Annotated in this window: 20 protein-coding genes and 1 pseudogene; 11 read left to right on the forward strand and 10 right to left on the reverse strand. The window is 64.8% G+C overall.

Annotated features, from left to right (window positions below):
• Positions 1 to 88: 88 nt before the first annotated feature.
• From KG722_RS07430 to KG722_RS07445, 4 genes are all read left to right on the forward strand, one after another.
• Complete coding sequence (locus KG722_RS07430; RefSeq protein WP_213271112.1) at positions 89 to 1,378, forward strand: nucleoside transporter C-terminal domain-containing protein; 1,290 nt, start codon at positions 89 to 91, stop codon at positions 1,376 to 1,378.
• Between the two features lie 92 nt (positions 1,379 to 1,470).
• Positions 1,471 to 3,471: a TonB-dependent receptor gene (locus KG722_RS07435; protein WP_300998295.1), complete on the forward strand. Its 2,001-nt coding sequence runs from the start codon at positions 1,471 to 1,473 to the stop codon at positions 3,469 to 3,471.
• Positions 3,472 to 3,481: 10 nt separating this feature from the next.
• Positions 3,482 to 4,096 (forward strand): glutathione S-transferase family protein, encoded by a 615-nt coding sequence (locus KG722_RS07440; RefSeq protein WP_213271113.1) that lies wholly within the window; start codon positions 3,482 to 3,484, stop codon positions 4,094 to 4,096.
• A 104-nt stretch (positions 4,097 to 4,200) separates the two neighbouring features.
• Entirely contained in the window at positions 4,201 to 6,849 is a 2,649-nt protein-coding gene (locus KG722_RS07445; RefSeq protein ID WP_213271114.1) for a M1 family metallopeptidase, read from the forward strand.
• Between the two features lie 21 nt (positions 6,850 to 6,870).
• Here KG722_RS07445 and KG722_RS07450 read toward each other — a convergent pair whose 3' ends face one another.
• A complete protein-coding gene (locus KG722_RS07450; RefSeq protein ID WP_213271115.1) occupies positions 6,871 to 7,662 on the reverse strand; it encodes an SDR family NAD(P)-dependent oxidoreductase in 792 nt (263 codons plus the stop codon).
• Complete coding sequence (locus KG722_RS07455; RefSeq protein WP_213271116.1) at positions 7,659 to 8,090, reverse strand: PaaI family thioesterase; 432 nt, start codon at positions 8,088 to 8,090, stop codon at positions 7,659 to 7,661. Before KG722_RS07455 ends, KG722_RS07450 begins: the two co-directional genes overlap by 4 nt.
• A gap of 111 nt (positions 8,091 to 8,201) precedes the next feature.
• Between KG722_RS07455 and KG722_RS07460 the strand changes: the two genes are divergently transcribed.
• The 4 genes from KG722_RS07460 to KG722_RS07475 are packed head-to-tail and all read left to right on the forward strand — an operon-like array spanning position 8,202 to position 11,273.
• Positions 8,202 to 9,362, forward strand: coding sequence for an acyl-CoA dehydrogenase family protein (locus tag KG722_RS07460; protein WP_213271117.1), 1,161 nt, complete (start codon positions 8,202 to 8,204; stop codon positions 9,360 to 9,362).
• Entirely contained in the window at positions 9,362 to 10,597 is a 1,236-nt protein-coding gene (locus tag KG722_RS07465) for a serine hydrolase domain-containing protein (protein WP_300998296.1), read from the forward strand. The genes KG722_RS07460 and KG722_RS07465 overlap by 1 nt, the downstream gene beginning before the upstream one ends.
• Positions 10,594 to 10,851 carry a DUF3253 domain-containing protein gene (locus KG722_RS07470; RefSeq protein ID WP_213271118.1) on the forward strand — a complete coding sequence of 86 codons (258 nt, stop codon included), beginning with the start codon at positions 10,594 to 10,596 and terminating at the stop codon, positions 10,849 to 10,851. The genes KG722_RS07465 and KG722_RS07470 overlap by 4 nt, the downstream gene beginning before the upstream one ends.
• A gap of 44 nt (positions 10,852 to 10,895) precedes the next feature.
• Positions 10,896 to 11,273: a TfoX/Sxy family protein gene (locus KG722_RS07475; protein ID WP_213271119.1), complete on the forward strand. Its 378-nt coding sequence runs from the start codon at positions 10,896 to 10,898 to the stop codon at positions 11,271 to 11,273.
• A 2-nt stretch (positions 11,274 to 11,275) separates the two neighbouring features.
• On the opposite strand, the gene KG722_RS07480 is transcribed toward KG722_RS07475, so the two are convergent.
• Positions 11,276 to 11,764, reverse strand: coding sequence for a DUF3291 domain-containing protein (locus KG722_RS07480; protein WP_213271120.1), 489 nt, complete (start codon positions 11,762 to 11,764; stop codon positions 11,276 to 11,278).
• Between the two features lie 95 nt (positions 11,765 to 11,859).
• Positions 11,860 to 12,660: an enoyl-CoA hydratase/isomerase gene (locus KG722_RS07485; protein WP_213271121.1), complete on the reverse strand. Its 801-nt coding sequence runs from the start codon at positions 12,658 to 12,660 to the stop codon at positions 11,860 to 11,862.
• 165 nt (positions 12,661 to 12,825) lie between these two features.
• Here KG722_RS07485 and KG722_RS07490 point away from each other — a divergent pair, with 165 nt between their 5' ends.
• Positions 12,826 to 14,262: a coniferyl aldehyde dehydrogenase gene (locus KG722_RS07490; RefSeq protein ID WP_213271122.1), complete on the forward strand. Its 1,437-nt coding sequence runs from the start codon at positions 12,826 to 12,828 to the stop codon at positions 14,260 to 14,262.
• Between the two features lie 110 nt (positions 14,263 to 14,372).
• Here KG722_RS07490 and KG722_RS07495 read toward each other — a convergent pair whose 3' ends face one another.
• Complete coding sequence (locus KG722_RS07495; RefSeq protein ID WP_213271123.1) at positions 14,373 to 16,574, reverse strand: transglycosylase SLT domain-containing protein; 2,202 nt, start codon at positions 16,572 to 16,574, stop codon at positions 14,373 to 14,375.
• Between the two features lie 99 nt (positions 16,575 to 16,673).
• Between KG722_RS07495 and dapA the strand changes: the two are divergent.
• Both dapA and smpB read left to right on the forward strand, forming a co-directional pair.
• Positions 16,674 to 17,554: pseudogene (dapA, locus tag KG722_RS07500) on the forward strand (4-hydroxy-tetrahydrodipicolinate synthase).
• Positions 17,555 to 17,563: 9 nt separating this feature from the next.
• On the forward strand, positions 17,564 to 18,049 hold the full coding sequence (gene smpB / locus KG722_RS07505; protein WP_213271124.1) for an SsrA-binding protein SmpB: 486 nt from the start codon (positions 17,564 to 17,566) through the stop codon (positions 18,047 to 18,049).
• A 91-nt stretch (positions 18,050 to 18,140) separates the two neighbouring features.
• On the opposite strand, the gene KG722_RS07510 is transcribed toward smpB, so the two are convergent.
• The 5 genes from KG722_RS07510 to KG722_RS07530 are packed head-to-tail and all read right to left on the reverse strand — an operon-like array spanning position 18,141 to position 23,217.
• Positions 18,141 to 19,184 (reverse strand): alcohol dehydrogenase family protein, encoded by a 1,044-nt coding sequence (locus KG722_RS07510; protein WP_213271125.1) that lies wholly within the window; start codon positions 19,182 to 19,184, stop codon positions 18,141 to 18,143.
• Positions 19,185 to 19,228: 44 nt separating this feature from the next.
• Complete coding sequence (locus KG722_RS07515) at positions 19,229 to 20,248, reverse strand: phosphotransferase family protein (protein ID WP_213271126.1); 1,020 nt, start codon at positions 20,246 to 20,248, stop codon at positions 19,229 to 19,231.
• A 53-nt stretch (positions 20,249 to 20,301) separates the two neighbouring features.
• Positions 20,302 to 20,961: a uracil-DNA glycosylase gene (locus KG722_RS07520; protein WP_213271127.1), complete on the reverse strand. Its 660-nt coding sequence runs from the start codon at positions 20,959 to 20,961 to the stop codon at positions 20,302 to 20,304.
• Entirely contained in the window at positions 20,951 to 22,843 is a 1,893-nt protein-coding gene (locus tag KG722_RS07525) for a gamma-glutamyltransferase family protein (protein WP_213271128.1), read from the reverse strand. Before KG722_RS07525 ends, KG722_RS07520 begins: the two co-directional genes overlap by 11 nt.
• A complete protein-coding gene (locus KG722_RS07530) occupies positions 22,840 to 23,217 on the reverse strand; it encodes a TIGR02301 family protein (RefSeq protein WP_213271129.1) in 378 nt (125 codons plus the stop codon). The genes KG722_RS07525 and KG722_RS07530 overlap by 4 nt, the downstream gene beginning before the upstream one ends.
• Positions 23,218 to 23,220: the final 3 nt, after the last annotated feature.

The following is a 23,220-nucleotide window of genomic DNA, read 5'->3' on the forward strand; positions in this document are numbered from 1 at the left end:
GCCTCAATTGCCATTCCCGCTTTCCAAGCCTTTCCGCGCCCGTTAAGTCTCAACGCTTGGGTCTGATTTGCGGGAGGGCTGACGCAACATGCCGGCAGGATATGAATGGGGCTGGGATAACGGCCGCGCGCTGATCGGGATCGTCCTGATTTACGGTCTGTGCTGGGTGCTTTCGGAAAAGCGCAAGCTCTTCCCCTGGAAGATCGTGCTCGGCGCCACGGCCATGCAGTTTGCCTTCGCCCTCATCCTCTTCGGCATTCCCTTCATCAAGGACATCCTCCTGGCCGCCAACGGCCTCGTCGATGGCCTCCAGAACGCCACCCGCGCGGGCACCAGTTTCGTCTTCGGATATGTCGGGGATAACGTCGCCGCCAGCGAGCTGATCGGCGGGTCCGCCCCGCCACTCTTCTTCTTCCAGATCCTGCCCATCATCATCGTCGTGGCGGCCCTCTCGGCCATCCTCTGGCATTGGCATATCCTTCGCTGGATCACCAATGGCTTTGCCTTCGTCTTCCGGCGCGGCATGGGCCTCGGCGGGGCCACATCGCTGGCCGTCTCGGCCAACGTCTTCATGGGCATGACCGAAGCCCCCGTCCTCATCCGCCCTTACATCAAAGGCATGACGCGGTCCGAGCTGCTGATCATGATGACCGCCGGCTTTGCCACCATCGCGGGCTCGGTCCTCGTCGTCTACGGCGCCTTTCTCGAAGGCAAGATGGCAAACCCCTTGCCCCAGCTTCTGGCCGCCTCGATCATCGCTGCGCCTGCCGCCGTCGGCGTCGCCCTCGCCATGATCCCGGAAACGACGCCCGCGTCGGAGCGGATGAAAGACCCCGATTTCAAATACGCCTCCACCATGGATGCCTTCTCCACCGGCGCCACCGATGGGCTGAAGATCGTCTTCAACATTGCCACCATGCTGATCGCCGCCCTTGCGCTGCTCTGGCTGGTCAATGCAGGCCTTGGCGTCTTCCCGGATGTGAACGGCGCGCCGCTCTCCATCGAGCGTATTCTCGGCTGGATCTTCGCGCCCCTGATGTACATGATCGGCGTGCCGTGGAGCGAAGCCTCCCAGTCCGGCTCGCTGATGGGCGTGAAAACCGTGCTCACCGAATTTGTCGCCTTCCTGCAGCTGGCAGAGGTTCCGGTCGAGGCGATGGACCCGCGCACGCGGATGATCACCGCCCACGCCATCTGCGGCTTTGCCAACTTTGGCTCCATGGGCATCCTGATCGGCGGCCTCTCCATCGTCGAGCCCGAGCGCCGCGACGACTTCCTCAGCCTCGCCTGGCGCACCCTCCTGGCCGGCACGCTCGCCACCTGCCTCTCCGGCGCCGTGGTGGCCGCGCTGCCCTACGCCCTCTTCGCAGGCGGCTGACGCAGCGGCCGGGGTCGCCTTCGGGCCCGCCAGGCCCTAGATGTGACGCGGGCGAGGGCAACCGCCGCGCCCTGAAAACAGGGAGCCTTGATTTGCCTTATCGGACCGGACTGCTCGTTATTGCCGCTGCCATGCTTGCGCCCTCTGCGCCGGCCGAAGCGCCCCAGCGGCTGGACCCCGTCGAAGTCTATGGCGACCGCCCAGAGCAGGCCCCCGGTTCCCGCGCCATCCTGGACGCGCAGCTCATCGCCGACACCGCCGCCGACCGCCCCGCCGAAATCCTCAACCAGGCCCCCGCCGTCAACATCCAGATGAATTCCGGCCAGGAGCATCTCATCTCCATCCGCTCGCCCGTTCTCACGGGCGGAGCCGGGCAGGGCAGCTTCCTCATCCTCGAGAACGGCGTCCCCATCCGCTCGCCCGCCTTCGGCAATGTCAATTCCCTGATCGAGCCCCATCATGAAGTGGCCGACGCCATCGAGATCGTCCGCGGCCCCGCCAGCGCCAAATACGGCTCCAACGCCGTCCACGGTCTCCTGAACTTCATCCTGCCCGATACATCCAGCGCCCAGAGCCTGCGCCTCAGCTACACCTCCCTCGAGCGCCTGCGCGGCGACGCCTCGGTCAATCTCGGCAGCGCCACGCGCCTTAACCTCTCCCTCATGGACGACGCGGGCTGGCGCGACGACACGCAGAGCCAGCAGCAGAAACTCTCCCTTGTCACGCAGGCAGACTTCGCCGGCTGGGACGCCTCCTTCTGGCTTGCCGCCTCCAGCCTCAACCAGGAAACCGCGAGCTTCATCCAGGGCCCGCGCGCCTATGAGGACGACGCCCTTCGCGAAACAAACCCCAACCCCGAAGCCTTCCGCGATGCCTGGTCGGCCCGCCTCGGCGGCCGTCTCTCGCGCGATGTCGGCCCTGGCACGCTCACCCTTCTGCCAAACCTGCACAGCCAGGCGATGATCTTCTCCCAGCATTTCCTCCCCTATGGCGGCGTGGAGAAAAACGGCCATACCGGCGGCGGCGTCCTCGCCCGCTATGAGTTCACCCCCACCGGCCCTGTCCGGTGGCGCCTCGGCGCCGACACAGACTTCGCCACCGGCTACCTGCGCGAGATCCAGCCCACCCCCAATCCCAGCCCCAATTTCCCGCAAGGCATCCATTACGACTACACTGTCGATACGCAGGTCTTCGCCCTCTGGGCAGAGGCCGATTGGCAGCTCACGGAAGGTGTCCGCCTCCTCGCCGGCCTGCGCGGGGAAACCCATGCCTATGACTATACCACCGACGCCCCCACCGGCATCAATGGGCGCTTCAATGTGCCTGAAAACCGCACCGATGATTTCACCTTCCTCACCCCCAAGCTCGGTCTCGTCTGGGACCAGCCCTGGGGCGCCCTCTATGCCAACTACGCCCGCGGCGCCCGCGCCCCGCAGGTCTCCGATCTCTACCGCCTTCAGAACCGTCAGGTCGCCGGAGAGATCGACACCGAAACCCTCGACAGTCTCGAAATCGGCGCCCGCGGATCGTCCTTCGGCGGGCAGCTGGACTTCGACATCGCCCTCTGGGGCATGGAAAAGGAAAACTTCTTCTTCCGCGATTCTGATGGCCTCAATGTCCCCGACGGCTCCACCCGCCATATCGGCATTGACGTTCAGGCAGGCTGGGCGTTCACAGACACCCTCTCGGCCAAAGGCAATGTCGCCTGGAGCGAGCAGACCTACACCTTCAACCGTCCCGTCGTCGCCGCCCGGGAACGCATCACCTCCGGAAACCTGATCGACACCGCGCCTCAATGGCTTGCCGACGCCCGCTTCGACTGGCAGGCGAGCGATGCCCTGCGTCTCTCGCTCACCGCCGAACATGTCGGGGAGTATTTCATGGACCCCGCCAACACGGCCCGCTATCCCGGCCACACCGTCCTTGGCGCCCGCGCGGGCTATACGCTTCCCGGCGGCCTTGAAACCTTCCTCATCATCCGTAACCTGACGGACGAGAAATATGCCGACCGCGCCGATCTCGGCTTCGGCAATGAACGCTATTTCCCCGGAGAGCCCGTGAACGCGGTCTTTGGGCTGACAAAAACATTCTGAGGAGGACGCAATGAAACTCTACCACAGCCCGATGGCGCCAAACCCCGACCGCGTCGTCTATTTCCTGCGCGCCAAAGGCAAGCTCGACGCTGTCGATCTGCAGGAAGTCTCGATCATGCAGCAGGACCACAAGAAGCCCGAATACCGCGACGTCTCGCCCTTCTCGCAGGTCCCTGCGCTGGTGCTGGACGATGGCACAAAGCTCACCGAGAGCCGCGCCATCTGCACTTATTTCGAAGGTATCTTTCCCGAGCCAAACCTGATGGGCGCAGACCCCAGGGAAAAAGCCCTCATCGAAATGTGGGACCGCCGCATCGAACTCATGTTCTTCATCCAGTTCGCCGGCTGGTTCCGCAATTCCCACCCGATGATGGCCCCCCTCGAAGTGCCCCAGAGCGCCGAAGCCGCCGCCAAGAGCGAGAAGGCCGCCCGGAAAATGGCCGAGCGCCTCAACGAGCATCTGGCCAGCAACGAATTTGTCGCCGCAGACCGCTTCTCCATCGCCGACATCACCCTCTTCATCACCTGTGGCTTCTGCCGCGTCATGAAATGGGCGCCCCACAAGGAACACGCCCATCTCGGTCGCTGGTACGACGCCATGGCCCAGCGCGGTTTTGCGGGCTGAGGCTCTCATCCCGAACACCCCTCATCTCCCCGGAACCGCGATCAAGGGTTTCCTCCCCGGCCTGATGCGCTATTCCTAGGGGTCAGGCAGCCGGGGGAGTTTTCATGCGGTTTCTGACAGTGGCAAGCGTCGCGGGTCTCTTCCTTCTCGGGGCCTGCGCCCAGAGGTCGGCCTGGAGTGTTCCGGTTCAGCCGGTGGATGCGGCCGCCCTCGCCAAGGTCGCCCCCGCCGGGCGCCTGCCGGGCACTGCCCGCCCGGATGCTTACCGTGTCAGCCTCGATCTTGACCCCCGCCAAACCCACTTCTCCGGCTATGTGGAGATAGATGTCGCCCTTCAGGCCGCCGCCAACGGTATCTGGCTTCACGGCGATGATCTCACCGTCTCCCGCGTCACGGCCACGGCCGGGGACGAAACCGTCGAGGCAAGCTGGGCCGAAATTCTCGACACCGGCGTCGTCTGGGTCGGCTTCCCCCGGCGCCTGGAAGCGCGCCGGGTTACCCTTGCTATCGATTACACCGCCGCGTTTGACACCGGCCTTGCCGGTCTCTTCCGCGTCGAATCGCAGGGCAAATGGTATGCCCTGGCCAAATCCGAAAGCATCCAGGCCCGTCGCTTCCTCCCCGGCTTTGACGAGCCGGGCTTCAAGGCCCCTTTCGAGATGGACTTCACCGTGCCCGAAGGCATGCACGCCATTGCCAACACGCCGGAAGTCTCCCGCGAGGCGGCGGGTGAGGGCTTCGAGACGATCCGCTTTTCGCCCACCCGTCCTCTGTCGACCTATCTTCTCTCCGCCGCCGTGGGGGATTTTGACAAGGTCGACCGCCCGGCCCTGCCGCCCAACGATGTGCGCCGCTTTGAAGTTCCGCTCACGGGATATGCCCGCGCGGGCAAAGGCGATGAGCTTGCCTTCGCGCTGGACCTGACGCCCGAAATGATGCGCGTCTTCGAGGAGATGCTGGGCCAGCCCTATCCTTATGAAAAGCTCGACATCATCGCGGCCCCGCAATGGCCCTCTGGTGCCACCGAGCTTGCCGCCGCCATCACCTACCGTGAAGGGCGCATCCTCGTCGGCCCCAATACCGGCCCGGCGCTCATCCGTAGCGTGAAGGAAATCCACGCCCATGAAATCGCGCACATGTGGTTTGGCAATCTGGTCACCCCGCCCTGGTGGGATGATCTCTGGCTGAAGGAGGCCTTCGCCGTCTGGAGCGAAACCGCCGTCCTTTCCATCATGGAGCCGGAGAACAATCACGAGCTTGCTGCCGTCGCCGATGGCATCCGCGCCATGTCGCTCGACAGCCTGAAAGGCGCCCGCGCCGTGGCCGAGCCCATCGACCGCAATGAGGATGTTCGCAACGCCTATGACGCGATCACCTATTCCAAGGGCCAGTCGGTCATCCGCATGATCGACACTTATTTTGGCCCGGAAGTCCTGCGTCCGGCGCTCGGCCGCTATATTGCCCGCTACGCTGATGGTGAGGCCGACAGTGCCCGCTTCTATGAAGCCATCGGCAAGGCCAGCGGCGAGCCTGCCATCGGCGAGGTCTTCCGGAGTTTTGTCACCCAGCCCGGTGTGCCCCTCGTCACGGCGCGGCCCGTCTGCGGCGCCGGCGCTGCCAAGATCGAGTTCAGCCAGTCGCGCTACCGCCCCATCGGATCAGAAATTTCGCCCGGAGCCCGTTGGTCCATCCCGGTCTGCGCCGCCTGGCAGGACGGGGCCAATGCCGGGGAGGTCTGCACGCTTCTGACTGGCCCTCAGCGCACCGTCGATGTGCGCGGCGCCATCTGCCCGGATGTTATCGTCCCCAATTCGGAAGGCTCGGGCTACTACCGGTTTGATCTGCCTGCAGAGAACTGGCGCGCCCTGACAGAGAATTTTGCCGCGCTGCCGGCGGCCGAAGCCCTCGTCTCGATCGACAGCGCCCAGGCCGGTTTCAATGCCGGCACGCTGGAGGGAGAGGCTTATCTCGGACTGCTCGAGGCGGGCCTTGTCCATCCCCATGGCACGGTCCTGATCGCTGCGCTGAACGCCTGGGACGCGCTGCTTGTCCAGCTCGGCGAAGGGGCAGAGCCTGCCCGGGCCCTCGCCGCGGCCGCGCTGGAGGGCAGGGCGTCGCCATCAGAAGCTGAGGCCGCCTTGCGTCTGCGCGGCTTCCGTGCCGGCTCGCTTGCCGAACCTGAAGCCCGCGCCGCCCTGATCGCCGAGGCCGATGCCTTCCTTGCCGGAACAGGCCCCCTTTCCAGCGACCTCTACACCTACGCCCTGCGCGCCGCGCTTGAAGATGGCGGCACGGAGATGTTCGACCGCGTGGTTGCGGCAACCTCCCGCATCGATGAGGCGGTCTTCCTTCAGGCCGCCGCCGACACGCTCGGCAGCGCTGCCTCCCCGCAGGACGCCGCCCGCGCGCTTGATCTCATCTATAGCGGCGGCATCAGCCAGCAGGTCACCCTCTCTCTGGCCACCAGCCTGATGAACAACCCCGCCCACCGCGACGCCACCTGGGCGCGCATCACCGGAGACTTCCCCGGCTTCACCGCCAGGGTCCCCTCGCAGATCCGCCGCGCCACCCCCCGCCTTGCCCGGGCCTTTTGCGACCCTGCAATCATCCCGGACCTGGAAGCCCTCTTCGCCGCAGGCAGCCGCGATCTGGCCGGGCATGAGCGCGCGCTCGCCGAGACGAAGGAATACCTCGCGCTCTGCGCTGCCCAGAAGGCCCATGCCCTGGAAGTGCTCGCGCCGGTTCTTGAGTGATCTGGCCGCCTTTGGCGCGCTTCAGGCGTTCTTGATCGTCAGCCCGCCATCGACCGGGATATGAACCCCGTTGAGGAAACTCGCCGCCGGCAACACCAGAGAGAGGGTCATGTTGGCAACCTCTTCCGGGATGCCGTACCGGCGAAGGGGTACGCGGCGCTTGGCGTATATTTCCTTGTGTTCATCGGAGATACCCGCCGTGATGCCGGTGATGATCGGCCCTGGGCAGATGCAGTTGACGGTGATGCCTTCCCGGCCCAGATCGACCGCCAGGCCGCGCGTAAGCCCGATCACGCCATGCTTTGCCGCCACATAGGGCGAATTGCCAGGCGTCGCACCCAGCCCTTCGGTGGACGCGATGTTCACAATCCGCCCCCAGCCATTCTTCCGCATATAGGGCAGGGCCGCCCGGATCGCCCGCTGGTGCGAGGTCAGCATCACATTGATGGACGGGCCCCAGCTGTCTTCATAGCTTTCCTCTCCCACCTGTCCGGGGATGGCAAATCCTGCATTGTTGACGAGGATATCCATCCCGCCAAAATGCGCCGCCGCCTCGTCCACCACCTGCTTGATCGCGGCGCCATCGCCCACGTCCAGCGCCCAGCCCTTTACATGCTCGATGCCGGCCGCCTTGATTTCATTGACGACCTTGTCGACGTTCTCCTGGCGAAGGTCGGTCACCGCGACATTGGCGCCTTCCCGCGCAAAGAGATGGGCGGTCGCCCGCCCCATCCCGCTGGCTGCGCCGGTGATCAGCGCTGTCTTGCCTTTGATGCTTCTGGACAGTTCCTGATAGGGGGGCTGTTCGCTCATGCCTGTTTCCTCCGTTTTTTGATTGTGCCTGAAAAGTTGAGAACCGGCCGGCCATCCTGCCCTGTCACCAGGCCGCGCACGAAGCTCAGCGAGCCGCCCTTGCGCAGCGTCTCCCCGCGCGCCTCCAGCCGCTCGCCCTCCAGCGCTCCGTCGAGAAATTCTGCTGTAAAAGCAACGGTAACACCGTAGCTGCCTTCCATGGCCTCATGGCCAATGGCAAACAGGGCAAAGTCGGCGAATGTCATCAGGCACCCGCCATGGGCCACGCCCCCGGCATTCATGTGCTTGCGCTCAACCCGGAAGGCAGCCACCGGCCCCTTGTCGTCGACGCGGAAGTAGAACGGCCCGGCGGTCTCATGCTCGAAGGGCTCTTCGGCCCAGGTGGTCCAGCCTGCAAATTCACCGTTCGCTGCAATCGAAGTCGACATGTGTCCCCGCTGTTTTTTGCCTGCGGCAACCATACCCCTACGGCCCCCTTCGACAAGCGTGCCGTTGGGGCATAAAGTGCCCCCTGAAGAGAAAACCGGGAGAAGACACCCATGGCCTTTGACGCCGAAACCCGCGCCGCCCTGATCGACCAGGTGCGCCGCTTCGTGACAGAAACCTGCGTGCCCGTAGAGGCCCAGGTCGGCGATGAAGACGCCGTGCCCCAGCCTGTCGTTGATGCCATGAAAGCGCTCGGCCTCTTCGGCATCGCCGTGCCGGAAGAATATGGCGGCCTCGACCTCGACATGGAAACCGAGTGCCTCGTGGCGATGGAGCTTGGTCAGACCTCGCCGGCCTTCCGCTCGGTGGCCGGCACCAATATCGGCATCGGCAGCCAGGCGCTTGTCCTCTTCGGCACCGAGGCGCAGAAGCAGAAATGGCTGCCCGGCGTGGCCTCCGGAGATCTCATCGCGAGCTTTGCCCTGACCGAGCCTGAAGCAGGCTCCGACGCCGCTGGTCTCAAGACCAGGGCCGTGCGTGACGGCGACCATTACATCCTCAACGGGACCAAACGCTACATCACCAATGCCAACAAGGCCGACCTCTTCACGGTCATGGCGCGCACCAACCAGGACGAGCCTGGCGCCAAGGGCGTGTCCGCCTTCATCGTGGAGCGCGACACGCCGGGTCTTTCTGTCGGCAAGCCGGAGAAGAAGATGGGCCAGCAGGGCGCCCATATCTGCGACGTGATCTTCGAGAACGCCCGTGTGCCCGCCGCCAACATGATCGCCGGGGAAGGCGAAGGTTTTAAAGTGGCCATGAGCGTGCTGGACAAAGGCCGCCTGCATATCTCCGCTGTGGCAACCGGCGTGTCCAAACGCCTGATCCGCGAGATGGTGAACTACGCGCTGGAGCGCAAACAGTTTGGCAAGCCGATCTTCGAGCACCAGATGCTGCAGGCCCTGATCGCCGACAGCCAGGCAGAAACCTATGCTGCCGAATGCATGATCATGGACGCCGCCCGCCGCCGAGACGCGGGCGAGGACATCACCATGCTTGCATCGTGCACGAAGCTTTTCGCCACCGAGGCCTGTGGCCGCGTCGCTGACCGTGCCGTGCAGATATTCGGCGGAGCCGGCTACGTTACCGATTACGGCATCGAGCGGTTCTATCGCGATGTCCGCATCTTCCGCCTCTATGAAGGCACCAGCCAGATTCAGCAGATCATCATCGCGCGGGAACTTGCCCGCGCCGCCAAGGCAGGAAAACTCTGATGTTTGAACATGACATGGCCGACCCCGGCGAACTGGGCCTGAATGCCGACCGCCTCGATGCGATCCCGGCCTTCTTCCAGAAGAACTATCTCGACAGCGGCAAGCTGCCCTGCATGGCCACGCTGATCTCGCGCGGCGGGGAAGTTGCTCATGAAAGCTATATCGGCGCGACCGAAATGGGCGGCAGCCGCCCGATCGGCCCGGAGACGATCTTCCGCATCTATTCGATGACGAAGCCTGTCACCACGCTCGCCATCATGATGCTGTTCGAGGAAGGCAGGCTGAGGCTGGAGCATCCCGTCAGCCGGTATATTCCTGAATACAAGGATGTGAAGGTCTGGGCTGGGGGCACCGCCGATGCGCCCAGGCTGAAAGATCCCGACCGCGAGATGACGATCCTTGATCTGATCACCCATACGTCCGGCCTGACGTATGGCTTTCTGATGCAGGACGAGACCGACGCGATCTACCGGCGCGAAAAGGTCGGCACTCCGAAGCAGACGTTGCAGGAAATGGCCCGCCAGATGGCGGGCCTGCCGCTGGCTTTCTCGCCCGGCACAGAATGGCGCTACAGCCACTCCATCGATGTGCTCGGCGCCATCGTCGAAATCATCACCGGCCAGGAGCTGGATGCGTTCTTCCGGGAGCGGATATTCGGGCCGCTGCAGATGAACGACACCGATTTCTGGGTTGCCGAAGACAAGATCGACCGGCTGATGGCCTGCTACCAAAAGGACGCCAGGACCGGCGAGACCACGCTGGCAGACCCCGGCGGGGCGGCCTCGCGCCTTTATGCCAGGCGGCCGGTTCAGCTCAATGGCGGCGGCGGCCTTGCCTCCACCGTGCGGGACTATCACCGCTTTGCCCTGATGCTGCTGCGCGGCGGCACGCTGGACGGGGCGCGCATCATCAGCCCCAAGACATGGGAGTTCATGCGCCAGAACCATCTGCCCGGCGGCCAGACCATGCGCGGCATGGGCCGCTCGGCCTTCACCGAGGTGATGTCCGAAGGCGTCGGCTTCGGCATCGGCGGGTCGGTCGTCACCGATATCGTGCAGACGCGCCAGCCTGGAAGCGACGGCACGTTCAGCTGGGGCGGCCTTGCCTCCACCTTCTTCTGGATCGACCCGGAGGAGGAACTCATCGCCGTTCAGGCAACCCAGCTCATGCCATCCTCCACCTACCCCATGCGCCTGCAGCTCCAGCAGCTCGTCTATGCGGCAATTGACTGGTGAGCGAGGACCCGAAAAATCCCGTTCGCGAGGCCATCCTGACGCTCACGGCGGCAAAAGGCGCTGGCAGGACCATCGCGCCGGAGGATGCTGCCAAAGCGATCAGCCCCGAACACTTCGTCCGGGTCCTGAAGGACGTACGCGGCGAAGCCGTCCGCCTTCACAAGGCAGGTCTCATCACGATCTACCGAAAGGGCAAACCGGTGGAGGACCCGGAGACGTTCAAGGGTGTGTACCGTCTGGGGCTGCCGGTTTAGGCGCACAGGAGGGGCCTGTTGTCTCCCTGCATCTGAGAGGATACGTGCCCAAACCGCCTGATCCGTTTCACGAGTTTGTTCTGGAACTGCTTGCAGGCGCCGGGCCCATCCTTATCCGGCGGATGTTTGGCGGGGCGGGTGTGTTCACGGGCGGGCTGATGTTCGCCTTGCTCGCCGACGACCAGATCTACCTGAAGGCCGATGAAAGTCTGCGCGCTGACCTTACGGCAGAAGGCTGCCTCCCCTTCCTGTATTTCCGGGCGGGTGACAGCAAGGGCGTCGATCTGGGGTATGTCGCGTTGCCGTCATCGGCGATGGACGATGCCGATGAAGCCGTTGCCTGGGCGCGGCGCGCCATCCGCGCGGCGCAAGCGGCTGACGCCAAGAAGCCGGCGAAGCAGCGCAGGTCAAGGCCTGGGTGATGTCAGGCGACAGCCGGGCGCAGGGCGGGTTCGTCCAGCGAAAAGGCGTAGTCGGATGATCCGTTCCGGCGCAGGTGCTGAAGCCGCTGATAGCCGTCTTCGAGGGTGAAGCGCTCGCCGCGCGCGGCCCACCACATGACAAGGCCGGGCCCCTCGCTGCGGTCAATTTCCTGGCTGAGGCGGCGCATGCCCGGCGGGTGGGTGCGGCCGTTATAGGTGAAGGATTTCAGGTCTTCCAGAGAGCGCCAGACCGCGATGGTCGACACATCCGGGGCGCGCCAGTCGTCGGGATAGGGAAAGGCGTCTGCATAGGACCGCCAGCTGCCATCGGGGCAGCGCAGACCGTGATTGTGGAAGTGGAGACCGTCAAAACTGTCTGCATCCGAAAAGATGCGCGGCAAAACGGACAGGAAGGTGCTCACGAACGGGTTATCGAGGCGGAACGCGCCCAACGGACGGGCGCAGTTGAAGTGTACCAGCCTGAAACCCATTGATCCTTGTCCCCTTAGGCGCATTTTGCGAACCGTAGGGGGACAAGGTTGAATAATCCCTAAGGTGAACTCAGAGAATATCGGGCAATCTGAGGTTACCTGCCTTTGAACACGGCCGGACGCTTCTGGAGGAAGGCGCCGACGCCTTCCTTGAAGTCGTCCGTGCGGCCGGCGGTGCGCTGGGCAACGCGCTCGCCGTGCAGGGCGGCGTCGAAGTCGGATTCGGTCGCGTCCCAGATCAGCTTGCGCGTCAGGGCGAGGGCGACCGTCGGACCCGCGGCGAGCTTGCCGGCAAAGTCGAGCGCGGTCGGGAGCAGCTCGGCATCTTCCACAACGCGGTTGACGAGGCCCCAGGCATGGGCCTGGTCGGCGGAGACCTTCTCGCCGAGAAGGGCCATTTCCATGGCGCGGACGCGGCCGATGGTGCGGGCGAGCAGCCAGGTGGAGCCGCCATCTGGCACAAGGCCGATGCGGCGGAAGGCCTGCAGGAAGTAGGCGCCTTTCGATGCGATCACGAGATCACCCATCAGGCCGAGCGCGCAGCCGACACCGGCCGCCGCGCCGTTGACGGCGGTGATGACCGGGTGGGGATGTTCGCGGATGGCGGTGACGAGGGGATTATAGAAGGCGTCGAGCGCCTTGCCCGCGTCCGGCCTGGAGCCGGGATAGGCGATCTCCGGGCCAGAGCCCATGCCGCCGAGGTTTGCGCCCGAGCAGAAGCCGCGGCCCTTGCCGGTGAAGATGGTGCAGCGGGCTTCACTGGCGGCTGTTTCAAAGGCGTGGAGCAGCTCGATGGCCGTGTCGACGCCGCAGGCGTTGAGCGTCTTGTCATCATTGAAGGCGATGATGGCGGTATCGCCGTTGCGCTCATAGGAAATCTTCTCGTACGTCGCCATTGGCGCCTCCCTGTGGGTTTTCTGGTCTGACCGGCATGGTTGTAGAGCCAAGCGGCGCAGGCGGGAACGCCTCACGCCGGGTAAGCAGATCGCGAGACCTATTGGGCAAACACTGAACAGGCGCTACAGTATTCACAAACCACAAGGGATTGGAGATACCAGCACATGGCCCTCGACGCTGCGCCAAAAACCGGCATGAACGGACTGCTCGCGAAACAGAAGGCGGCGCACCTGCGGGACGGGATACCGTCGGTCCAGAAGCGGATTGAATGGCTCGACAGGTCGATCGACCTCCTGGCCACGCATGGCGCCGCGCTCACCGATGCGATGGCAGCCGATTTCGGGCACCGCTCCAAAGACCAGTCGAACCTCACCGACATCGCCGGATCGATCAGCGCGCTCAAGCATGCCAGGTCGCATGTGGCCAAATGGATGAAACCGGAGAAGCGGAAGGTGGAGTTTCCCCTTGGGCTTCTCGGATCGAAGGCCGAGCTGCAGTTCCAGCCCAAGGGTGTGATCGGGGTGATCAGCCCGTGGAACTTCCCGGTGAACCTGACTTTCACCCCGCTGGCCGGTGTGTTTGCCGCCGGCAACCGCTGCATGATCAAGCCGTCCGAATTCACCGAGGCGACCTCGGAACTGATGAAGGAACTGATCGCGAAGTATTATAGCCCCGAAGAATGCGTCGTCGTTACCGGCGGGCCCGATGTCGGTGCGGAGTTTACCAAGCTTGCCTTCGATCACATCCTGTTTACGGGCGCGACGTCGGTGGCCAAGCATGTGATGCGGGCGGCGGCTGACAATCTGGTGCCGCTGACGCTGGAGCTTGGCGGGAAGAGCCCGGTGGTTCTGGGCCGGTCGGCTGACCTTCAGAAAGCGGCAAACCGGATCATGGCGGGCAAGACGCTGAACGCCGGCCAGATCTGTCTGGCCCCGGATTATGCCTTCGTGCCGAAAGAGAAGACGCAGGACTTCGTGGCGGCGGCGACCCGGGCAGTCGAGACGATGTATGCGTCTGGCCTGAAGGATAATGACGATTACACCTCGATCGTGAACCAGCGCCATTTTGACCGGATCAACGGCTATATCGAGGATGCGCGCGCCAAGGGCGGGCAGGTGATCGAGATCAATCCGAAGGGCGAGAATTTCTCCCAGCAGCCCCATCACAAGATCGCGCCGACGCTGATCATCGACCCGACCGATGACATGAGGGTGATGCAGGACGAAATCTTCGGGCCGATCCTGCCGATCAAATCCTATGGCGACACCAAGGATGCGCTGGCCTATATCAACGCGCATGAACGCCCGCTCGGCCTTTACTATTTCGGTGAGGACGAGAGCGAGAAGAGCTTTGTCCTGAACAACACCACATCCGGCGGCGTGACCGTGAACGATGTGATCTTCCATGCGGCCCAGGAAGACCTGCCCTTTGGCGGTGTTGGCCCGTCGGGCATGGGCTCCTATCACGGCCGCGACGGCTTTCTGGAGTTCAGCCACAAGAAGGCGATCTATACCCAGACCAGGAGCGAGCTGCTGGCGATGATGCGCCCGCCTTATGGCGACAAGTATCGCGCGCAGATCAAAGGCCGGATGAAGAAATAAGCCTGACCGGCTTGAGAATACGGACGCCGGCAGGCAGACCTGCCGGCGTTTTTTGTAGAAAACTCCCTTACCACTTCAACAGCTCTTGGCGACTGGTTCGACAAGTGCGGTCAGCGGCGGCCGCGTTTGAGGTCTTCGGTGATCTGGATGTCGGCTTCCTGGCCGTCGATGCGATGGCGGTAGACCTGGATGTTTTCCAGGACGCGCTGGATGTAATTGCGGGTTTCGGAGAAGGGTACAAACTCCACCCAGTCGACCGGGTCTATCTGGCCGGTGCGCGGGTCGCCATAGTCGCGGACCCACTGGCGGGGGCGAGAGGGGCCGGCATTGTAGGCGGCTGCCGTCATGATGTAGCTGCCGCCGAACTGCTTCAGCAGCGTGTCGAGATGCAGGCCGCCCAGGGTCATGTTGTAGGCGGGGTCGGAGGTCAGCCAGGACTGCTGGTAGGGCATCCCGCGCAGGCGGGCTTCGTTGCGCGCGGTCGATGGCATGAACTGCATCAGGCCGAGGGCGCCGACGGGGCTGCGGGCGTTGGGATTGAACTCGCTCTCCTGGCGCGTGATGGCCAGGATGAAGGCGCGCTCGACCTCGGGCTGGCGGGAGAGCGGGTGCATCAGGACCGGATAGGCCGCTTCCGGCGCCAGGACGCCCTTGAACAGGCCGGCCTTGCCCGCGCGCACGGCGGTGTCGGGCTGGTTCAGCTGATGGTTCAGCGCCGCCAGAAGCTCGAACTCGGCGGGGGTGGAGAGGATGTCATCAAGATGATGCGAGAAGGTGCGGTAGAGACCCATCTCGCCGGTCCCGCCGATGAGGCGCAGGGCACGGATCATCGGATTGGCCTCGAAGGCAGCCATTTCTTCCGGAGCCGGAACAATCGGCGGACCGAAATTGATGGTCTTGTCGCCGATCCGCTCGGCCGAGAGCTGGCCGTAATAGGTGTATTTGTGGGTGGCGGCAGAGGCATAGGCGGCGAGTGCCTGGTCTGACTGACCAAGCGCGTCGCGGGCGCGGCCGGTCCAGTACTGGCCGCGGGTGAGGCTGACCGGCGAGGAAACGCTATTGGTCATCGTCTCGAAATGTTTCAGGCCGCGCGTTGCGTCGCCATTGAGGCGCAGGGCGATCCAGCCGGAGATCCATTCTGCCTCGGCAAAGTCGCCCCCGGCGGTCATGCCGTGGGGCGAGGCGAGATTGTAGGCGCGGCTGTAATTGCGGGCCTTCAGATCGTTACGCACGGCGATGGCGCGCTCGTCCCAGAGGCGGCCGCGCCCGGCGGCGGGCACGTCCTTGCCATTGATCTGGGTGAGCAGCGGGGCGACAGCGTCGTCCATGTTCTTGGCGCGGCGCCAGCGGGCGCGCTCATAGAGGAGGCCGGGATGGTTCTGCAGGTTTGCAGGCACGGCCTGAATGGCGGCGTCGACATTGCGGGCGCGCTGGGAGAGGGCGATCCGGGCATCGACCAGCTTGCGAAAATCGGCGGTGAGCTGGGGCTTGAGCGCCTGGGCGTCCGAGCGCTGGCCGGTCCAGAGGAGGAAGTCGACGCGGGCGCGGTGGTCGTCCTGGCTGAGGGACTGGCCCCAGCTGGCCAGCACCGTGCGCTGCTCGCTGGAGCTGAGCGTGTTGCTGCGCCAGGCGTCGCGGATGACGGTTTCGGCCTTGGCGCTCTGGCCGGTCTGGCGCAGGGCGGCGGCGAGGGCGACCTTGCCGGCGCCGGTGATGGGGCCTGATTCCTCGAGCCATTTCACGCGAGCTTCGGCAGTCAGGTTGCTGTCGCCGATGATCTCCTCGGCGCGGCGGCGCATCCTGTCGGTCAGCGGCCAGGCAGACAGCGTGGTGAGGGCATAGTTGACCTCGTCGAAGGTCATGCCCGGCACGCCGTCGGAGGCGCGCTTCCAGAGGATGACATCGCGCAGCGCCGGATCGGTGGCGGCGTACTGGATGCGGGTGGCCTCGCTCCAGGCGCCGCGGTCGAGCGCGCTGAGGGCGGCTTTGAGCTGGGCGACGCTTGTCGGGCTTACGGGCTGGGCGGCCAGGACATTGGGAAGAGCGCCGGGGAGCGTCGGGGTAAGCGGGAGGGTTCCCGGGGCTGAGGTCTGGGCGGGGGCGGCGCCCGGCAGGACAACGCCGGGGGTCAGTGCGCGCAGGACGGGCGCGGGCGTGGTTTCTGATACCGCCACCGTTTCAGGGGCGGGCGCGGGCACGGGCGCCGGAGAATCGGCCCGCGGCTTGAGGCTGGGGGCTTCGGGCCGGGAGGCGGCCGACGTGCCTGTAAGAAGGAAGGAAATCGCCACAAAAACAGCGGAAATACGGATCATTGGACGGCTCACCCGAGTTTATTTCTGCGCCAAAGCGTGACAAGTCAGACGTCTGAGCCTAGCACGCAATCCCAACCAATCCCTGAACGGCAAGTTAAAATGTTTCACGGCTCAATCCCAGCCCTTGTAACACCCTTCAAGAATGGCAGCCTCGACAGGGCGGCGTTTGCCAATCTGGTCGAGCGCCAGATTGCGGCGGGATCAGCGGCGCTGGTGCCGGTGGGCACGACGGGGAAACCTCGACGCTGTCGACCGAGGAGCACAAGGCGGTTGTCTCGCTTTGTGTAGAGGTTGCTGCAGGGCGCGTGCCGGTGATTGCCGGGGCGGGATCGAACGCGACCGATGAGGCGATCGATCTGGTGGCCCATGCCAAGGCGGCGGGCGCGGACGCGGCGCTGGTCGTTTGCCCCTATTACAACAAGCCCAACCAGGACGGGCTCTACGCTCACTTTCGTGCGATCAATGACGCGGTCGCCCTGCCCGTGCTGCTCTACAATGTGCCGGGGCGCACGATTGTCGACCTGATGCCGCAGACAGTGGCGGCGCTGGCGAAGTTGCCGAACGTCATCGGCATCAAGGATGCGAGCGACGAGATGGAGCGCGTGGCCCTGCATGCGCATCTCATCGGGGCGGAGGAGCAGTTCGTGCAGCTTTCGGGCGAGGATTCCAGCGCGCTGGCGCACCGCGCGATGGGCGGGGCAGGATGCATCTCGGTGACGGCCAATGTTATGCCCGAAGCCTGCGCGGCGATGCATGCTGCCTTCGAGGACGGGGACCTGGACACGGCGCGGGCGATCAACCAGCGGCTCGTGCTGCTCCACCGGGCGATGTTCTGCTCGCCCTCGCCGGGGCCGGCGAAATATGCGCTCTCCCGGATGGGGCTTTGCCAGCCGGATGTGCGCCTGCCGCTGACCAGGCCGGACGCCGCCGCGATGGCGATGATCGAAGAGGCCATGGCGCTGGCCGGTCTCAATACCTAGATAGCCCTGATGGCAGTCAAGAAGAACGAACAGATCAAGGGACGCACCGACGGGCTGGTGGCGGAAAACCGCCGCTCCCGGCGAGAGTATTCCGTGGAGGATACGCTGGAGGCCGGCATCATGCTGGTCGGCTCTGAGGTCAAATCCCTGCGCGAGGGGCGGGCGAACATCGCCGAGTCCTATGCGTCAGTGGAACAGGGCGAGCTGTGGCTGATCAATGCCGAGATCCAGACCTATGGCGGGGCCAACCGCTTCAACCATGAGCCGCGCCGGAAGCGGAAGCTCCTGGTATCGAGGCGGGAGCTGTCGAAGCTCTCCCAGGAAGTGGAGCGGGCGGGGCGCACGATCGTGCCGCTGAAGCTCTACTTCAACGACAAGGGCCGGGCGAAACTGCTGATCGGCGTGGCCACGGGCCGCAAGGCGCATGACAAGCGCGAGCATGAGGCCAAGCGTGACTGGGCGCGCGACAAGGCGCGGATCCTGAAGGCGGGTTAGGGTTCGCCCTTCGGGCAAACCTCACCTCCCAAGTCGTTTGAGCGCGGGCCCCTCCTCTCCTGCCGCGCGGGAGCGGGGTTAAGGCGCAGGCTCACAAAGTCAGGTCAAAGACCATCTTCATGGCCCCTTCGGTGCGTTTGTCGAAGATGTCATAGGCGCGGGCGCCCTCTGAGAGGGGCAGTGTGTGGGTTATGTATTTCTCCGGCTTGATGCGGCCGGACTGGACCAGCGGGATCAGTTCGGGCCATTCCTGGGGGACTGAACATGTCCCGATACGGAAGGTGAGGCCCATGCCGAAGGCCCTGGCCATGGGGAAATCGAAGCTGCGATCCTGATTGACGCCGATGACCGAGACCGTGCCTCGCCGGCCAGCAAGGCCGAGACTGGCCTTGATCGTGGCGCCGTGGCCGACCGCTTCGATGACGGCGTCACACATGCGGCTCTTTGTGGCCTCTTCGATGAGGGCGCGGGCGTTTGCCGGGTCTGGCGTTTCAAGGCCGATGGCGCGGCCAGCGGCGCGGCGTTCTTCCACAAGGTCTATGCCGAAGACGCGGGAGGCGCCCATGATGAAGGCGGCCTCTGCTGCCAGAAGACCGATCGGGCCGAGGCCGACGACGGCAACAGTGGCGCCAGGTTGGATGTCGCCATTGCGCGCGCCGAACCAGGCGGTGGCGAGGGCGTCGGTCATCATCAGGGCCTGATCGAGGCTGATGCCGTCCGGGATTTTCTGGGCGTTGAAGTCGGCGGCGGGGACACGGACGGCTTCCGCCTGGCAGCCCTGCAGCTTTGAGGAGAGGCCATAGCAGCCCGCCGCATTGAATTCGCACTTGTTGACAACCCCGGCGAGGCAGGCGCGGCACTGGCCGCAGCCCACCGCCGCCGAGATCATCACCTTGTCGCCGACTTTCAGCTGGCGTACTCCGCGGCCCACCTCGACCACTTCGCCGACAGCCTCGTGCCCGACGCAATAGCCGGTGTCTTCTGAGAAGGTTTCGCCGTGATAGATGTGCAGGTCGCTGCCGCAGATGGCGCATTTGTCGACCTTGATGATCGCGTCGCGGTCATCGTGCAATTCTGGATCTTGCATGGACTCGTAGGCGATGTCGCGCGGGCCGCGATAGATGAGGGCTTTCATGGTGCCGGTTGCTCCGTTTTCGGAAGGATGGTGACGTGTGCTGTTCAGCTGATCCAGCGCAGGGCGCGTTCGAGAAGGCCGATGGTACTGGCGTGGAGGCGGTCTCCGGTTTCCTTCGGCGCCTTGCCGGCGCAGGCGCGGGCGTAGGTGCCCTCCAGGATGATGCCGAGCTTGTAACAGGCGAGCACGCTGTACCAGTGGAGGCCGGAGAGGTCGCGGGTAGTTTGGGCGGCATAGTGGGCGACAAGCTCGTCCGCCGTCGGAAAGCCTTCCCAGGGCGTGACCGAGACGGTGCCGGTGTTGCCTTCGGGCCAGGTGGCGAGGAGCCATCCCAGATCGAGCAGCGGGTCTCCGATGGTGGTGAGTTCCCAGTCGACAATGGCGGCAAGCCGGGGCGCATCGAAGCGGAACATGACATTGGCGAGGTGATAATCGCCATGGATGATGCCGGCCTGGAAGCTGCGGGGTCGGTTAGCATCGAGCCAGTCGCCGACGCGGGTGATGCCGGGGATGTCCTTGCGGCCATCCCATTCAGGGATTTCGGCATAGCTTTCGAGCTGGGCCTTCCAGCGGCCGACCTGCCGCTCGAGATAGTTCTCGACCTTACCGAGGCCTGTGAGGCCCAGAGCGAGATAATCCTGCGCGCCGAGAGCGGCGATGCCATCGACGAGGGAGAGGCCCATCTGGTGGCGCATCTCCGGCGATGAGGCGAAGGGCTCCGGCAGGCCGGTGGTGGCGTTGTAGCCGTCGATAGGCTCCATCAGATAGAAGGCCGCGCCGAGGACGGTTTCATCCGGGCATGCCGCGATGAGGCCGGGATGGGGCACATTTGTGCCCTTCAGGGCGGTGAGCATGCGGGCCTCGCGGCGCATGGTTTCGTTGGAGTTTGCCCGCAGCACCTGCGGCGGGCGGCGCAGCACATAGGCGCGGCCCGAGCGGGTGAACTTCAGGAGGATGTTCTGCGTGCCGCCGGCAAGGAGGGCGGCCTGCGTGATCGGCCCGTCGCCGAGCGCCTGCGTATCCATCCAGGCGGCAAGTGTGCCGAGATCAACGCCTGTGCTCATGCCGGTTCCCCCGAATTTGGTATCCGGGCGCAACATGGACCGAGGCAGGCAGGCTAGCCAAGGGCTTCCTTTGCGGAAGCGAACACAGCTTCGAACATCTCCGGCGTCAGGCGGCCGGTGTTCGTGTTGTAGCGGGAGCAGTGATAGGAGGAGAGAAGCGTGACGGATCTGCCGTTTGCTGCGACCTCATATTTTGTTCCGTGGCCGAACGGATATCGGGCGACCTTGAGGCCGAGGGCGCGCAGGGTGGAATCGTGGCTGATCTTTCCGAGGCAGAGGATCACTTTCAGTTTCGGCAGGGCGGCGAGGCGCGCTTCGAGGAAGGGGCGGCACTGGTTGATCTCGGCGCCGACGGGCTTGTTTCCCGGGGGCACGCAGCGCACGGCATTTGTAATCATGGCGTTCTGCAGGACGAGCCCGTCATTCGGGTCGCCGGTGAATTTTCCTTTGCTGAAACCGAACTTGTCAAGCGTGGCGTAGAGCAGGTCTCCGGCCCAATCGCCCGTGAACGGACGGCCTGTACGGTTGGCGCCTGTCACGCCTGGCGCAAGTCCGACGATGACGAGCTCAGCCCGGTCGGTGCCGAAGCTGGGGACGGCGCCGTTAAACCAGCTGGGCTCCTTGGCGCGCACGGCTTCGCGGTAGCCTACGAGGCGGGGGCAGAGGGGGCAGTCACGAGGGGCTTCAGGAGCCGCGGCGGGTTTAGTACCCATCCGCATTCCCGTCCTTGCGCATTTCGGTGGCGGCGATCCAGGCGCCGCTTTCAAAATCGCGCATGATGGCCTGGTAGCCGCCATAGTTGGCTTCGCAGCAGGCGACTTCGTAGCCGCGGGCTTCGAGCTCTGCAGCGACGGAGGCGAGGCCGCGTTCCAGCATAACCTTGCCAGTGCCGGTGTTGCAGTCGTCGCCGAGGGCGTTGGTGGGTTCGCAGCCGCCATCATGTTCCCAGCGGGCCGCGTCGCCCGCTTCCTGCAGGCCCATGCCGAAATCGATCAGGTTGGTGATGATCTGGACATGGCCCTGGGGCTGGGTGGCGCCGCCCATGAGGCCGAAGCTGAGCCAGGGCTCATAGGGACAGGCCATCTCGGCAGGGACCGCGCGGACCTGGCAGCCGGGGAGATCCTTCCGGAAAGCGAAGGCCGGGATGATCGTGTGGAAAGGCCGTTTGCCAGGGCCGAAAACGTTTGGGTGCGCCGGATCCAGGCTGAACAGTTCGCCCCGGTCCTGGAACATGAAGCCCATGTCATCTGGCACGAGGCCCGAGCCCATGCCGCGATAGTTGGACTGGATGAGGGAGACCATCATGCCGTCCTTGTCGGCGACGGTGAGGTAGGTGGTGTCGCCGTCGCGCAGGGCAGCGTCGGTGACCTCCGTGCCCGGAGCAACTTCCAGCATGGCGCGCGAGGGGTCGATGCGTTCGGCGCGTTTGGCGTTGTAGCCGGGGGCAACGAAGATTGACGGGTCGATTCCCGAGAAAGCGGGATCGGCATAGCCGAGCGCGCGGTCTGCGAAGGCGAGGCGTTTGGCCTCGACCATTGCGGTGACGGCATCGGGTGAGCCGAAGCCCATGGATTTGAGGTCGAAGCGCTCGAGCATTTCCAGCATCTGGAGGGCGGCGACGCCCTGCGTGTTGGGGCCAAGCTCGCAGAGTTTCACTTCGCTGCGATATTCGACGCAGATCGGCTCTATCCATTCGCCCCTGTGGGCGCGGAAATCATCAAAGTCGAGCTTGCTGCCGGCCCGGCCAAGATAATTGGCCATTTGTCTGGCCATGACGCCGGAATAGAATTCGCTACGGCCTCTCAGGCCGATGGTTTCGAGCGTGTCGGCCAGGTCGGGGTTCCTGAACAGGGATCCGGCGACCGGGGCGGGGCTGAAATAGGTTTTCTTCGCGTTCTGGTATTCTTCAAGTTCGCCGCGCTCATAGGCAGGCTCGAAGCGCAGAGGGCCGCGCGACCAGTACCAGGCGATCATCTCCGGGATGGGGGCGCCCTCGCGCGCGTATTTCACCGTAGGCGCGAGATTGTCCGCCATCGGACGCTTGCCGAATTTTTCATGCAGGGCAAACCAGCCATCGACAGTGCCGGGGACAGTCACGGTGATGCTGCCGAAGGAGGGCAGGGATTTGCCGTCCCGGAACTGGTCGGCCTTGGCCTGCGCATCGGCGAGGGTTGCCTCCATCGCCGTGCGGCCCGAGCCGTTATAGCCGTAGAGCTTCTCTGTTTCCGGGTCCCAGACGATCGCGAAGAGGTCTCCGCCGATGCCGTTGCCGGTCGGCTCGACAAGGCCGAGCATGGCATTGGCGGCGATGGCGGCGTCAACGGCCGAGCCGCCGGCTTTGAGCACATCAAGGGCGGTCTGGGTGGCCAGCGGGTGGGCGGTGGCGGCCGCGCCATTGGGGGCGACGACGGCTGAGCGGGTGGCGATGGGGCGGCCGCTTTCCGGGCGCTGGCCGGTCATGGGAAAGGCGTCATTCCTGAGCGCGGGCGCGGTTTGGGTGGCGGCGTCCAGCGCTTCGGGGGCGGGCGCAGGCGTCTGGGCGCAGGCAGCCAGGGCAAGGGCGCAGACCCCGCCGATGATAAGGGCATAGTTCATTCGAATCCTCCTGCGCCCCGGCGGGCGCCTTTCGGGAAGTAGTGCGTGGCGAGGCGCACGGCGAGTTCTTCGCCGGTGCGCGCAAAACGGGCCTCTGCTTCAACCGCGCGGCCGTCGCAGACGCGGAAGGCGTCGCTGGTTTCGCTGTAGCCTGCATTGAAGGCGGCAACGAGGGAAGAGCGGACGCTGCCGGCCTCGGGCGCTTCATAGGCCAGAAGATCGGCCATGTAGCGGCGCCAGTATTGGTCGTCATTGCCGTTGCAGAGCACGCGGACGGCATGGGCGCCGCCAAGGATGCCGGCAAGATCGGCTGCGTCGCGGAAATAGTCAGGCCCGCGCACGGGCAGGTTTCCCTGCGGCAGGGCGGGCATCATGCT

The organism is Hyphomonas sp., from assembly GCF_018402285.1.
Taxonomy (GTDB): domain Bacteria; phylum Pseudomonadota; class Alphaproteobacteria; order Caulobacterales; family Hyphomonadaceae; genus Hyphomonas.

Coding starts and splice junctions, on each gene's coding strand:
- KG722_RS07430 (WP_213271112.1), top strand. CDS start 89: ATGCCGGCAGGATATGAATGGGGCTGGGATAACGGCCGCGCGCTGATC.
- KG722_RS07440 (WP_213271113.1), top strand. CDS start 3,482: ATGAAACTCTACCACAGCCCGATGGCGCCAAACCCCGACCGCGTCGTC.
- KG722_RS07445 (WP_213271114.1), top strand. CDS start 4,201: ATGCGGTTTCTGACAGTGGCAAGCGTCGCGGGTCTCTTCCTTCTCGGG.
- KG722_RS07450 (WP_213271115.1), bottom strand. CDS start 7,662: ATGAGCGAACAGCCCCCCTATCAGGAACTGTCCAGAAGCATCAAAGGC.
- KG722_RS07455 (WP_213271116.1), bottom strand. CDS start 8,090: ATGTCGACTTCGATTGCAGCGAACGGTGAATTTGCAGGCTGGACCACC.
- KG722_RS07460 (WP_213271117.1), top strand. CDS start 8,202: ATGGCCTTTGACGCCGAAACCCGCGCCGCCCTGATCGACCAGGTGCGC.
- KG722_RS07465 (WP_300998296.1), top strand. CDS start 9,362: ATGTTTGAACATGACATGGCCGACCCCGGCGAACTGGGCCTGAATGCC.
- KG722_RS07480 (WP_213271120.1), bottom strand. CDS start 11,764: ATGGGTTTCAGGCTGGTACACTTCAACTGCGCCCGTCCGTTGGGCGCG.
- KG722_RS07485 (WP_213271121.1), bottom strand. CDS start 12,660: ATGGCGACGTACGAGAAGATTTCCTATGAGCGCAACGGCGATACCGCC.
- KG722_RS07490 (WP_213271122.1), top strand. CDS start 12,826: ATGGCCCTCGACGCTGCGCCAAAAACCGGCATGAACGGACTGCTCGCG.
- KG722_RS07495 (WP_213271123.1), bottom strand. CDS start 16,574: ATGATCCGTATTTCCGCTGTTTTTGTGGCGATTTCCTTCCTTCTTACA.
- smpB (WP_213271124.1), top strand. CDS start 17,564: ATGGCAGTCAAGAAGAACGAACAGATCAAGGGACGCACCGACGGGCTG.
- KG722_RS07510 (WP_213271125.1), bottom strand. CDS start 19,184: ATGAAAGCCCTCATCTATCGCGGCCCGCGCGACATCGCCTACGAGTCC.
- KG722_RS07515 (WP_213271126.1), bottom strand. CDS start 20,248: ATGAGCACAGGCGTTGATCTCGGCACACTTGCCGCCTGGATGGATACG.
- KG722_RS07520 (WP_213271127.1), bottom strand. CDS start 20,961: ATGGGTACTAAACCCGCCGCGGCTCCTGAAGCCCCTCGTGACTGCCCC.
- KG722_RS07525 (WP_213271128.1), bottom strand. CDS start 22,843: ATGAACTATGCCCTTATCATCGGCGGGGTCTGCGCCCTTGCCCTGGCT.
- KG722_RS07530 (WP_213271129.1), bottom strand. CDS start 23,217: ATGATGCCCGCCCTGCCGCAGGGAAACCTGCCCGTGCGCGGGCCTGAC.